Here is a 12527-nt window from a genome sequence, read left to right on the forward strand (position 1 = left end):
CCGCGGCAGCACCCGGGCGCCGCAGGTTTCATACATCCGCCGAGCCGCCGCGTTGCCGGTTTCCGTGGTCCAGTCCAGGGCGGAGAATGTCTGCGAATAGGTCAGTCGCGCCGCCGCCTTCACCAGCGCCTGCCCGACTCCAAATCGGCGCATCGCTTGCGCGACGTAAAGGTCTCGGATGTACAGCGCGCGACTCAGCTCGAAGGCCGGGAACGTCACGTTCAAGACGATGGACCCGGCGATCGCCCCAGCCACCTCGGCCAGCAGCACCCTGGGGTCGAACGTGGCGCGAACCGGTTGGCAGGCCAGCGTCGCCGCCTCGATCGCCTGCTGATCCGACACCGGGCGGCGGTAATGGCGTTGCATCTCGGCGAACAGATCCGCCAGGGCGCGAATGTCGGACCCGGTGGGCGCCCGCACTGTTACCTCGGGCAGGTCGGCAGCCAGATCGGCAACGGTTGCCCCCGGCAGCGAGCCCATCATGCGCCCGACCCGCGGTGCGGCGGCAGTCCCACCAGCCGCCCGATCGCGGGCTTCGTCAGGATAGTGAAACAGTGGCGACTCATGCTGCGGACCTTCGATGTCACGGCCAGATCGTGGCTGCTGACGACAGTCTGGCTGCCGAAACATAACAACAAGTTAACGGTAAAGCCACTGTTATCGCGGCCGACCGAACCGGGCGATCGGACGGGAGGCGATCGAGCGGCGCCGAACCCATGACCGCGTCCGTTACTGCTGCAGTTGCAACTGGCGCCGCAACCGCAGCGAAGGGTCGGACTGACCGGATGGCCCCAGGTTGTTCAGGAAGCCCGGCACCGCCGCGGCATTGATCAAATGGTCCCGCAGGTCCTCGGTCAGCGCCCGTGCATCGCGTTGGTCATGCACCACGTGCGGGGTGATCAGGATCAGCAGCTCGGTTCGCTGGCGGGTGTTGTTCTGGTTGCCGGCCAGCAGCCCCAGCAGCGGGATGTCCTTCAGCCACGGTATCCCCTGGTTGCCCACCGACGCGGTATCGGTGATCAGTCCCGCCAGGCCGATGGTCTGCCCGTCCTGCACCACCACCCGGGAACTGACGTTGCGCTCGTTGAAGGTCGGCGAGTCGACCCCCGGCGTGGTGATCGTGGTCGCTACGCTACTGACATCCTGCATCACATCCAACGTCACCAGACCGCCACTGTTGACCCGCGGCGTCACCTCAAGAATCACGCCGGTCTGCTGGTAGTTGATCGAGCTGACGATCGGCGCGTTGCTGGTGATGGTGCTCTGTGACGACTGGGCCAGATAGGGCACCACGGCGCCGACCTGAAGCCGCGCCGGTTGATTGTCCAGCACCATGAGTTCCGGCGAGGAAAGCACATGCACCTTGGTGACCTGCTGCAACGCCTCGAGCGCGAACGGCACGCCACCGGCCCCGCTGCCGCCGAGGAAAAACCCGGGAAAGGTCAGGTTCAGCGCGGCCGCCGACGGGCTGGCAACATTCGCGGTCTGCGGCTGGGTGTTCAGAATGCCGTTGATGCCGCCGGATTTGAAAAAGAACTGCGTGCCGTATTGCAACGCGTCGTTCAGCGTCACCTCGGCGATCACGGCATCGATCCTGACTTGCAACGGAAGGATGTCGATCTTGCGCAGCATCGCCTCCATCGTGCTCAGTTCCTGCGCGGTCCCATACACCATGACCGAGTTGTTCTGATCATCCGGTATCACCCGCAACGTGTCGGTGCCCTGGTCGCCGCCACCGCCTGGCTCCAGCCCGCCCAGCAGCGGATTGGCACCGGCGGCCGGCGGCGCCTGCGATGCCCCCGCCGCCGGCGCGCCGCCTTGGTTCGGCGACGTCCCCTGCTGCCCCAGGCCCGGCCCGCCACCGCCCGAGGAGCTGATGCCGCTCGACAGGTTGCCGCGACCCAGCGACCCGGCCGATCCGGCGCCCAGGCCGCCGCCGCCAAGCCCGCCGCCGCCGCCACCGCCGTTGCTGCCGGACAGACCGCCGGAGCCGCCGCCCTGGGATTGCTGCGACTGTGACCGCGCGGCGGTCGGCTGCGCGGTCACGTTGTTCGGGGTGAACGCCTGCTGCAGCACATAAGCCACGTCCTCGGAGTGGCTGTTCTGCAGATAGTAGACATGCCAACTGCGGATCGTCTTCTGCCGCGCCCGATCGATCAGCGCATACACCCGCCGAGCTTCGTCGATATAGCGCGGCTGCGGTGACACCAGCAGCACGGCGTTGATCCGCGACAGCGGAATCACCCGCACCAGCCCGGCGAGGGTCCCGCCGCCAGCCCCGCCGCTCTGGCCCCTGAACGCGTCCTGCAGCGCCTGCGCGAAATCCTTCACGTCGCCATTGCTGACCGGCAGCACGGCATAGGACTGGCGCGCCAGCACATCGACGTCGAACGCCTGCACCAGGCCGATCAGGCCTTCCCGCGCGGCCGGTTCGCCGGAGATCAGCAGGGCGTTGCGCGCCGGGTCGGCGGCGATCTTGCCGCCCTGGCCGACATAGGGCTGCAACACCTTGGCGAGGTCCTCGGCGGTGGCATAGCGCAGCGGCACCACCTCGGCTCCGGCGGTTCCCGGACCGCTGGCCGCGACCGCCACCGCCTGCGCGATCGGCAACACGCGATACAATCCGCCGCTGGTGGTCAGCGCCGCGCCGTTCTGCGCCAGCAAGGACTCCAGCGCCGGCACGACCTGGGCCCGGGTCAGCGGCTGCACCGTGTGCAGCGTTGCGGTGCCATGCACCGCCGGGTCGATCGTGTAGTTCACCTTCAGGATGCCGCCCAGGATCTGCGCCGCGACCTCGCGGATGTCGGTATCGGCAAAATCCAGGCTGACATCGCCCGATCCCGCCGCCGCCGCCGTCGCCGGCGTCTGGGTGGGCGGGGTGTTCTGCTGGCCATACGCGATTTCCGGTGGTGCCAACGCCCCGGGCGATCCGACCGCGCCATTGACCCGCGGCGGCGCCGCGGCAGCCCCGCCGGGCAACTCGGTAAGCGCCGGTATGGCGGGCGGAGACGGGCGATTGCATCCATTCAGCGCGATGAGACCACACAACACCGCAAGCGTTCGGCACGAACGCTGCTTGCGAACGACGTCCTGTCGCATTCTTCCGGTCTGCCCCGCCCTTATGCTGGCGCACTGATGGACCGGACCGCCGGCGCGATGCGACGCAATCCCTTGTGATCGATCAGTACAACAACGTGATTAACGTTAATAATTTATAATAAAGAACGTCCGCCACCCGCTCACGCCGGCAAGAAGCCGCGATTTCGCGGCAACTGTCGAAACGAATCGGCGATCATCCGGCACCAATCAATGGCCGACCGGATGCCACACTGTGGCGACAATGCACGTCCCACCGCCGCCTGCCGGCAACCCGCGCGCCCGCGATCGCGTCCCGCGGCCCGATTCGGGATCATTACTCAGCCGCGACGGCGGACCCCGCGCCGGCTGCCGAGGCCACCGCCTGAGCGCTGACCGCATCGACGCGCTGGCGCAGCAGGATATTCACCCGCGGCGAGGCATTGCGAAAGTTGGCGGAGGCGACGACCACGATCGAATAGCGCGACGATTGCGGCCCCAACGCGGTGGCGTGGATGCGCAGCATTTCGTCCGCCGTCCGCGCCGCCGTGGCCTGCGACGTGGCCGCGTCATCGGCCACGCCGGAGGCATCGCTCAATGCCCTGGCCACGATCGGGTCGCGGGACGACATATCGGGGTCGTCGTCGGACAGCACAGTCAGATGCGGCGCCAGCCTGGCATACAGATCCGCCGTCATGCCCAGCACCTCGGTCAACTCGTGGACGCTCTGGAATGGCGTCCCCGGCGGCCCGTAGTTCCGCCCCCCCGCCCGATAGTCCGCCGCCTTGGCGCCGCCCTGCCGCGGACTGGCGTTCTCGGTGTGCCAATCCAGGATGGCGGCGGCAAGCCGGTCGGCCAAGGCGGGCGGACCGCCAACCTGGATGATCAACGATTTCAACAGATCGCCCGAGGCGGTGTTCAGGTTGACCCGGTCGGTCTCGTTTTCGATCCGGACCAGAACCGCGGTTTGACCGATCCGCACCTGGTGCACCACGCCATCGGCGCGCAGCCGCGGGTCGGCTGCCGCCTGCATGTGGAACATCACGTCGGCGACCGCGCCGTCGGCCGCCGCCGCCAGCACCGCCGCCTGCTTCAGGTTGTCCGCCAACTGTGTGTCCGACCGCCCGGCGGCGACGATCTGAGTGCCCAGCAACGCCAGCAGGCCCATGGTCCACAGCACGATCAGCAAGGCGAAGCCACGCTGACCCCGGTTCATGGCCGCGACAGCATCGGCGCGACGACGATATCGGGCCAGCGCGGCGGCTTGGCACCGGCGAACACCACGCGCAGCCGCACCAGCAAGGGCGGATCCGGTTCATGCCACTGCGACACCCACATCCCGGGCCGACGCCAGTATTCGATCGCCAGCCGAGCGACGCCGTCGACCAGATCGGTCTCCGCCGGCTTGGGCGGCGGCCCGAACGCAACCGAATGCGGGTCCAGCCGCCAGCGCAGCACCAGCCTTGTGCCGGACACCGCCAGCCCGGCCTGCACCCGCTCCGGCCGCAATCCCGAACCGGGCAGGCGCATCCGGGTCACCCCGGTCAGGCTATTGGCCGACCCGTCGATCGACGGCCGTGCCGGGTCCTCGCCGGGGACCAGGTTTTCGACCACCGTACGCATCACCCGGTCCACCGCCTCCAGGTCGGTCTTGCCGTCCGACATCCGCGCATCCTGGCGCCAGGCGGTCAGACCGAACCGCACGGTCTGGCTGAGGCCGACCAGCAGGAAGCCGAACACCGCCAGCGCGACGATGATCTCCAGCAGGGTGAAGCCCGCCTCACGCCGCGTCATCCGCCGACCTGTTCGGTATCCAGCCGCACGCTGCGTTCGGTGCCGCCGTCGTTCCAGCCGATCCACACGCTGACCGCATACAGTACCACCGGAAACGACACCGACGCGCGCGGCCCGACCAGCCCGGCCGGGCGCAGCGCCGCGCTGCCGGCCGGAGCCACCCGCAGCCGATAGCGGAAGCCGCCGCCGTCGCTGCCGCGCCAGTCCCCGGCCGCCAGCGCGGTGCCATGCGTAGCCACGGTCAGCCGCGATTTCGCCCGCACAATGGCCTGATCGTACATCGACGCGGTCTGCGTCGCGTGCAGCCCGGTGCCGACCGCCTCGAACAGCACCGCCGCCGCGATCCCCGCCACGATCAGCGCGATGATCACCTCCAGCAGGGTGAAGCCGCCCGGTACGGCCGGCCGCGTCATCCCGACGCCAGATTGTTCAGGCTGAGCATCGCGGTCATCAGCGAGGCGACGATGCCGCCGACCGCGACACCCATCAGGATGGTCATCGCCGGCACCAGCAGCGCGGTCAGCCGCTGCGTCGCCAGCCGGGTCTTTTCCTCATGGATGTCGGCCGCGCGCAGCGCCATCGGCCCAAGCTGGGCGGTCTCCTCACCCAGGCGCAGCAGATGGATGCTGCGCGCCGGAAACACTTGGGCGGCGTCCAGCGCTCGGCTCAACGATCCGCCGCCGCGCGCCGTCACGCTGGCCTGCTCGACCGCCGACCGTGCCGCCCGGTTGCCCATCGCGTCGCGCACGATCGCCAGCGCCGGGATCAGCGCCACACCGTTGTGCAGCAGCGTCCCCAGCACCCGGGTGAACCGCGCCGCCGCCACTTCACGGATCAGGCCGCCAACCACCGGCAACCGCAGCAGCGCGCGATCGGTAATCAGGCGGACCCGGTTCTGCCGCAGCGCCGAACGCGCCACGAACACCCCCAGCACGATCGCCGCCAGCAGCCACAGCCCGTCGTGCTGCACGAAAGCGCCGGCGGAAATCAGGAATTGCGTCGAGGCCGGCAGCGCCACCCCGCTCTGCTCGAACATCGGCACAAACTGCGGCAGCACCTCGGTCAGCAGCAAGGTCACCGCGCCGATCATCGCCACCAGCAGCACCGCGGGATAGATCATCGCCGAGGTCACCGTCGCCGCCAAGCTGCGCTGCCGGTCAAGCAGATCGGCGATCCGGCCCAGCGTCGGACCCAGGTTGCCGCCGGCCTCGCCGGCCCGCACCAGCCCGACATGCATCGGCGGAAACGTCGTCGGATAGCGCGACATCGCCACCGACAACGGGCTGCCGTCGCGCACCGCATCGCGCAACCCGGTGATCGTCGGCCTGACCCGCGCCGAGGCGGTCTCCTGCATGTAGCGCAACGCGCGGTCCAGGTCCTGTCCGGCCGTCAGCATCGTCGCCAGCTCGCGCACCAGGTCGGCGACATCCTGCTTGCGCAATCCGCGCCGGCCGCCAAGATCGAGTTGCAGCAACCCCGACCACCGAGCCGCCCGGTCGGCCGGTTCGGTGCGCACCGGCATGCTGCCCTGGCGCTGCAGCCGACCGATCACCTCGGCCTCGGTCGCTGCGTCCATCACCCCAACAAGGCGTTCGCCGCCGGCACCGATCGCGGTATAGCGGAACGAGGTCATGCGTCCGCCCGGATGCTGCGCGTCAGTTCCTCGATCGTAGTGTCGCCGGCCAGCGCGGCGGCCAGCCCGGCGTCGAACATCAGCTCCATGCCGGCAGCAACCGCCGCGCGTTCGATCGTGGCATGGTCGGCGCGGGCGAAGATCAGCCGCTCGATCTCGGGGCCGAGGTCGAGGAACTCTGCGATCGCGGTGCGGCCGCGATAGCCGGTCTGCCGGCAGGCGGCGCAACCGACGGCGTGCGACAGCATGATCGGGCGGTCGGTGGTGCGCCGGTCCAGCCCGAACCGCTCGATCAGCGCGGCCGGCGCCGGTTCCGCCCGCCGGCAATCGGGGCACAGACGCCGCACCAGGCGCTGCGCCATGATGCCGCGCAGCACCGCGGTCAGCAGGTAGTCCTCCACCCCCATGTCGCGCAGCCGGGTCACCGCCGCGGCGGCCGAGTTGGTATGCAGCGTCGACAGCACCAGGTGCCCCGTCAGCGCCGCCTGCACCGCGATCTGCGCGGTCTCGCCGTCGCGGATTTCGCCGACCATGATGACATCCGGATCCTGCCGCAGGATCGAGCGCAGCAAGCTGGCAAACGTCAGGTCGATCTGCGCGCGCACCTGGATCTGGTTGATGCCCTGAAGCTGATACTCGATCGGGTCTTCCACGGTGACGATCTTGCGCGTCACCGCATTCAGCGCCAGCAGCCCGGTATACAGCGTGGTGGTCTTGCCGCTGCCGGTCGGCCCGGTCACCAGCACGATCCCGTTCGGCAGTTCCAGCGAGGTCTCCAGCTTGCGGATGACGCGCGGTGCCAGCCCGAGCCGGGCGTAGTCGAACACCACGGCGGTGCGGTCGAGAATGCGCAGCACCACGGTTTCGCCGTGCAGCGACGGGATCGTTGACACCCGGAAATCGACGTCCTGACCGCGCACCGCCATCTTGATGCGCCCGTCCTGCGGCATCCGCCGTTCGGCGATATCCAGCCGCGCCATGATCTTGATGCGCGAGGTGATCGCCGCGGCCAGGTGCCGCGGCGGCGGCTCCGCTTCATGCAGCACGCCGTCATAGCGGTAGCGCACCCGCAAGCGGTCCTCGAACGGCTCGATATGAATATCGGACGCCTGGGTCTCCACCGCCCGGGTGATCAGCAGATTGACCAGGCGGATCACCGGCGCCTCGCTCGCCAGGTCCTTCAGCCGTTCCGCATCTTCCTCCAGCGGCGCGTCGGCGTCGGCGTTCGGGTCGGCCTGGGTTTCCTCGGGATACAGCCGATTGAGCGCGGTCTCGAGCTCGATCGGCACCGCGACCTCAAGCCGCACCGGCAGGCCGGTGGCGACGGCGACCGCGGACTGGGTGAAGCGGTCCAGCGGATCGGCGGCGGCCAGCACCAGGGTCTGGTCGTTGGCGGAGATCGGCATCGCGCGGGCGTGGCGCAGAAACCCAGCGCTCAGGCGGTCCGGCAGCACCGGTTCGATGCGTGGATAACGGTCGGCCGCGGTGATCGGGATCGACAGCAGGCTGGCATAGGCCTCGGCCAATCCCCGCTCCGACACCAGGCCAAGCTGGATCAGCACCGCATCCAGGCGCTGGTCGGATTCAGCGGCGACGCGGCGCGCACGTTCCAGGGTTCGCGGCGCGCAGTGGCCTTGCCGCAGCAGGATCTCGCCAACAGCGTCAAGCTCCTGATCGATGACTGTGGTCCCCATGCTGGCGATCCCATCAAGAGCGTCTCGGTGACGTGCCAGCTTGCATAGGCCGCCCGGCAAATCGCCGGCAAATGACAGCTCGGCGATGCCACGTTACGCGGGTTCGGCGCAGCCGGATCAATCGCATGACGCGATCACCGGCATGGGCGCCCCCGATCGCGTCGTGTCCGTCGGGTTCCGGGCTTGCGACGTCAGCCGCTCAACAGGCTAACCCTCGGCACCGGAAAGAAATATTGGAAATAGTTCTGCTCGTTCACTGTGTTTTGGCATAGTCAGCACATATACGACAGCTTCGTGACAATATTTATTCTTCATAGTGGTAATCCACCTCCGCATTCAGCCCGTAATCCTACCGTGACCCGAGGCCGATGACTGCAAATGCCGCGCGGAACACAACCACGCCAATAAGAGATTGGGAGTTATTGACCGATGTCAGAATTCGACGAGATGAGCACAAAACTGCTTACATCCGATCGACGCAAACTGCTCCGCAACGCAGGACTGGGAACCGCCTTCGCCGCCGCGGCCGGATTTGGCCTGTTCAAGCCGACCCGCGCACAAGCCGCCGGTGCCCCGAGCGACGCCGATATCCTGAACTTTGCCCTCAATCTTGAGTATCTCGAGGCGGAGTACTACCTGTTCGCGGTCAATGGTACTGGCCTGGCCGCCACCGACATCAACGGCGTCGGCGCTACCGGCGGGGTGATCGGCGGCGCCGCGGTGCCGTTCAAGACCCCGGCCATCCAGCAGTACGCGGTCAAAATCGCCAACGATGAGCAGGCACACGTGCAGTTCCTGCGCGCGGCGCTTGGCAGCGCCGCTGTCGCCCGCCCCGAGATCGACCTCTTCAACAGCTTCAACACCGCGGCGGTCGCCGCCGGCCTGGTTCCTGCCGGCGGAACCTTCAACCCGTTCGCCGACGAACTCAGCTTCCTGCTGGGTGCCTACATCTTCGAAGACGTCGGTGTGACCGCCTACCATGGCGCCGCGCCGCTGATCCAGTCGAAGGACTATCTCGCCGCGGCCGCCGGCATTCTGGCCGTCGAAGCCTATCACGCCGGCAGCATCCGCACCTTGCTGTTCCAGCTCGGCCAGGGCGACGCAACCGCCAAGATATCGGCACTGCGCGCCGCCGCTTCCGGCGCGGCCGACGATCAGGGCGTGGTCTGGAACGGCCAGGCCAACATCACCCCGACCGATGTCAACGCGCTGGCCTTCAGCCGCACCACTACCCAGGTGTTGAACATCGTCTATCTCGGCGGTGCCAGCGGCAATTTTGGCTTCTTCCCGCAAGGCCTGAACGGAGCGATCGCCTGATCGCCACGGCGTTCACCTCGTCTGCCTGATGTCAAATCCGGAGTTCGTCGGCCATGACGAACTCCGGATCGGCGACACGACCGACTGACCAGCATCGAAGCCTGACCTGCCTGACAAATGAAACTATCCTCAGCCGTTTCCGGTGTCGTCAGGCAGCGTCCTGACGTGCTGGAAACCGCAACGCGACCCGCTCGGCCGAGGCGGTTTGAGGGTCGTCAGCATTGCCGCCGACGGATTTCAGGTTGTCGCGAATGAAATCCTGCACCTGCGCGCCCGGCATCGGCCGTCCCAAGAGATAACCCTGGATTTCGCCGCAGCCGCGGTCACGCAGCGCTGCCAGTTGCTCTGCCGTCTCCACCCCCTCGCCCACAGTAGCCAGGCCAAGGTTGCGGCACATGTCCAAGATCGCCTCCAGAATGACCCGAACGCCCGGGTCATCCGCCTGACCCTGAACGAACGCCCGGTCGATCTTGATCTTGTCGAAACTGAAGCGCCGCAGGTAACTCAGGCTGGAATAACCAGTGCCGAAATCGTCCAGCGCAATCCGGATGCCCATCGCCTTGATCGCCTTCAGGTTCGCCAGCACCGCCTGTCCGTCGTCCGCCAGCACGGTTTCGGTGACCTCGATTTCCAGCAGCTCCGGCGCCAGCCCGGCCCGCAACAGCGATGCGGCGATATCATCCTTCAGCCCATCGCTGTGAAGCTGCATGACCGATACGTTGACCGCGACCGGAAGCCGCGGCTCCCAGTTCGCCACCGCCGCGCAGGCGCGGCTCAGCACCCAGCGGCCCAGACGATCGATCAGGCCACAACTCTCGGCCATGCGAATGAAAACGTCAGGCGACACGTAGCCGCGCACCGGGTGGCGCCACCGAGCCAGCGCCTCGAACCCGACGACCCGCAACGACGCGCTGTCAAACTTCGGCTGGAAGTGGACCTCCAGTGCGTCATCGTCGAGCGCTCGCCGCAGGTCGCGTTCCAGCAGGCGGCGATCGGTCACCGCCTGGGTCAAGTGTTCGTCGAAGCAGCGGTACATGCCACGCCCGCCGGTCTTGGCGCTATACAGCGCCATGTCCGCCTGATTGAGCAACGTGTCCACGTCCAGACCGTCACGCGGATAGAACGCGATCCCCAGACTGGCCCCAATGCGGATCTGCTGGCCATCCACCTGCACCGGGTCCGCCAAACGCCGCAGCAGACGCTCGGCAAACGATTCGACATCGCCGCGCTCACGCAGTTTGGTCAGCAGAATGACGAATTCGTCGCCGCCCAGCCGAGCAACCACGTCGCTTGCGCGCATCAGCGCCTTCAGACGCCCGGCGACCTCGATCAGAAGCTGGTCGCCGACATCGTGTCCCAGCGTGTCATTGATCGGCTTGAAACCGTCGAGATCGACGATAATCAGCGCGGTCAGCTCCGCCTCGCCGGCGCCGCCATCGATGATCCGCGCCATCCGCTGGCGCAGTTCCATCCGGTTCGCCAGCCCGGTCAACGCATCGTGGTGCGCCAGGTGCTCTACCTGTGCGTGCGCCAGGCGCTGTTCGGTGATGTCGGTGTAGGTCTGCACGAATCCGCCATCCGGCAGCGCGTGGGTTCGTATCTCGATGATCGTGCCGTTCTTCAGCGCGGTCTCGACCTTGTCGCTGCGTACCGACCCGGCGGCCAGGGTCAATCCGCGGCCGGTATCGGCGCTGATCACCCCGGTCATCAGCTCGCTCGCCTGGAACGCGACCTGCTTCATCGCCGCGTTCGCCAACTCATCGGGGCCGGCGAGCAGGTCCAGAACCCGCGGGTTGATCACCACCACCTTGCCCTGGACATCGACCATCAGCACACCCTGGCTGATCGTGTCCAAGGTGACCGACAAAGCGCGGCGTGAGGCCACGCTGCGGCGCTTTTGCCTGACCCAGAAGAAGCCGATCAGGCCGACGGCGCAACTGACCGCCGCACCGCCCAGCAGCGCATCGACCCGCAGCCCCCGATACCAGTCGAACACGGCGTCGGTGTCGAAGCCGACCATCACGATCAGCGGATAATCCCGCAGGTGGCGAAAGCTGGCGATGTGGCTGACATGGCCGGCGCCATCGCGAAGCCCGAGCGATCCGCTTGGATGGTCGAGCACCTCGCGCCGTTCGGCTTGTGTGGCGACGGCTTGCGGGCCGTTCAGCCCGGGCGCCCACGGACCGCCCGCCAAGGTGGTTCCGTTCAATGATAGGATCGAAATGAAACCGCTTCCCAGATCCAGCGATCCGGAATGCCGCGCCAGCTCGGCGCCGCCGACGGACAACGCCACCACCCCGGCGAAGGCGCCGTCCGGACCGACTAGCCTGCGGCTGAACTGGATGCTTCCCGCCCCGCCGTCAGGGCCGGTCATCGGCCGCCCGACGAAAAGATCGTCACGCGCCGGATCGAGCTGTGCCCGGAACCGCCTCCGTTTAGCGATGCTGCTGCCCGACGCCAGCGTGTCGGTGCTGGCAACCACCAGTCCGGTGCGGTCCGCCATCGCGACCCGCGCCGTCAGATCCTCGGCAAAGGTCTGGGTGCGGACCCAGCGCTGGAAATCGAAACGCTCACCCTCGGCGAGCTTCAATTGCCGTGCACTCAGCAGGATGTAGTCGATCTGGCCGATCGTGCGCCTCGTGCTTTCCTCCAGCGTCCGAGCCAGGTTGCCGGTGGCGCGCACCGCCGCGGCCTCGGCGCCGCGGCATTCGTGGTGCAGCCCGGCGATGATGCCGATCCACGGCAGGATCAGGAAACAGCCGATCGCGATCAGTTCCGGCAGCGGCGTTTCCGTCTTGGAACTTGGCAGCAACGAGCGGATCGCGTGGCCCGACCGGGCGAAAAACCGGCTTGCCCCGGCGAACGAATGCCACCGGGCCGTTGCCTCGTCTGGCGGCGGTGCTCGGCGGCCGTTTCGCGGCAATCCGGCAAGTCCCAGATCGGCTGTCTGCATGCGGGAAACCAGCGCCTTGGTGGTCAGGGTAACGATTGATCTGCCGTGGTCCTCCGCAGTA

At 67.5% G+C, this 12527-nt stretch carries 8 protein-coding genes and 1 pseudogene; 1 reads left to right on the forward strand and 8 read right to left on the reverse strand.

Features of this window, described 5'->3' with window-relative positions:
* Positions 1–30: 30 nt before the first annotated feature.
* The 7 genes and pseudogenes from ACQY4T_RS21475 to ACQY4T_RS21505 form a co-directional block, all read right to left on the reverse strand.
* Positions 31–630, reverse strand: a pseudogene (locus ACQY4T_RS21475) (N-acetyltransferase family protein); the annotation flags it as partial.
* A gap of 99 nt (positions 631–729) precedes the next feature.
* On the reverse strand, positions 730–3099 hold the full coding sequence (gene gspD / locus ACQY4T_RS21480) for a type II secretion system secretin GspD (protein ID WP_428534838.1): 2370 nt from the start codon (positions 3097–3099) through the stop codon (positions 730–732).
* A 313-nt stretch (positions 3100–3412) separates the two neighbouring features.
* A complete protein-coding gene (locus tag ACQY4T_RS21485) occupies positions 3413–4291 on the reverse strand; it encodes a general secretion pathway protein GspK (protein WP_428534840.1) in 879 nt (292 codons plus the stop codon).
* Positions 4288–4869 carry a PulJ/GspJ family protein gene (locus ACQY4T_RS21490; protein ID WP_428534842.1) on the reverse strand — a complete coding sequence of 194 codons (582 nt, stop codon included), beginning with the start codon at positions 4867–4869 and terminating at the stop codon, positions 4288–4290. The genes ACQY4T_RS21485 and ACQY4T_RS21490 overlap by 4 nt, the downstream gene beginning before the upstream one ends.
* Positions 4866–5282, reverse strand: a complete 417-nt coding sequence (locus ACQY4T_RS21495) for a type II secretion system protein (RefSeq protein ID WP_428534844.1) — start codon at positions 5280–5282, stop codon at positions 4866–4868. Before ACQY4T_RS21495 ends, ACQY4T_RS21490 begins: the two co-directional genes overlap by 4 nt.
* Positions 5279–6502: a type II secretion system F family protein gene (locus ACQY4T_RS21500; RefSeq protein ID WP_428534846.1), complete on the reverse strand. Its 1224-nt coding sequence runs from the start codon at positions 6500–6502 to the stop codon at positions 5279–5281. The genes ACQY4T_RS21495 and ACQY4T_RS21500 overlap by 4 nt, the downstream gene beginning before the upstream one ends.
* Positions 6499–8196, reverse strand: coding sequence for a GspE/PulE family protein (locus ACQY4T_RS21505; RefSeq protein ID WP_428534848.1), 1698 nt, complete (start codon positions 8194–8196; stop codon positions 6499–6501). Before ACQY4T_RS21505 ends, ACQY4T_RS21500 begins: the two co-directional genes overlap by 4 nt.
* A 447-nt stretch (positions 8197–8643) precedes the next feature.
* On the opposite strand from ACQY4T_RS21505, the gene ACQY4T_RS21510 reads away from it, so the two are divergent.
* On the forward strand, positions 8644–9513 hold the full coding sequence (locus ACQY4T_RS21510) for a ferritin-like domain-containing protein (RefSeq protein ID WP_428534850.1): 870 nt from the start codon (positions 8644–8646) through the stop codon (positions 9511–9513).
* 148 nt (positions 9514–9661) lie between these two features.
* Here the strand turns inward: ACQY4T_RS21510 and ACQY4T_RS21515 are convergent, their stop codons facing one another.
* Positions 9662–12466 carry a bifunctional diguanylate cyclase/phosphodiesterase gene (locus ACQY4T_RS21515; RefSeq protein ID WP_428534853.1) on the reverse strand — a complete coding sequence of 935 codons (2805 nt, stop codon included), beginning with the start codon at positions 12464–12466 and terminating at the stop codon, positions 9662–9664.
* Positions 12467–12527: the final 61 nt, after the last annotated feature.

The organism is Rhodopila sp., assembly GCF_965277825.1.
In the GTDB taxonomy this organism is placed as follows: Bacteria; Pseudomonadota; Alphaproteobacteria; order Acetobacterales; family Acetobacteraceae; genus Rhodopila.

Excerpts from the sequence above, each read along its gene's own strand:
- gspD (WP_428534838.1), bottom strand. The coding sequence starts at position 3,099 with ATGCGACAGGACGTCGTTCGCAAGCAGCGTTCGTGCCGAACGCTTGCG.
- ACQY4T_RS21485 (WP_428534840.1), bottom strand. The coding sequence starts at position 4,291 with ATGAACCGGGGTCAGCGTGGCTTCGCCTTGCTGATCGTGCTGTGGACC.
- ACQY4T_RS21490 (WP_428534842.1), bottom strand. The coding sequence starts at position 4,869 with ATGACGCGGCGTGAGGCGGGCTTCACCCTGCTGGAGATCATCGTCGCG.
- ACQY4T_RS21495 (WP_428534844.1), bottom strand. The coding sequence starts at position 5,282 with ATGACGCGGCCGGCCGTACCGGGCGGCTTCACCCTGCTGGAGGTGATC.
- ACQY4T_RS21500 (WP_428534846.1), bottom strand. The coding sequence starts at position 6,502 with ATGACCTCGTTCCGCTATACCGCGATCGGTGCCGGCGGCGAACGCCTT.
- ACQY4T_RS21505 (WP_428534848.1), bottom strand. The coding sequence starts at position 8,196 with ATGGGGACCACAGTCATCGATCAGGAGCTTGACGCTGTTGGCGAGATC.
- ACQY4T_RS21510 (WP_428534850.1), top strand. The coding sequence starts at position 8,644 with ATGAGCACAAAACTGCTTACATCCGATCGACGCAAACTGCTCCGCAAC.
- ACQY4T_RS21515 (WP_428534853.1), bottom strand. The coding sequence starts at position 12,466 with ATGCAGACAGCCGATCTGGGACTTGCCGGATTGCCGCGAAACGGCCGC.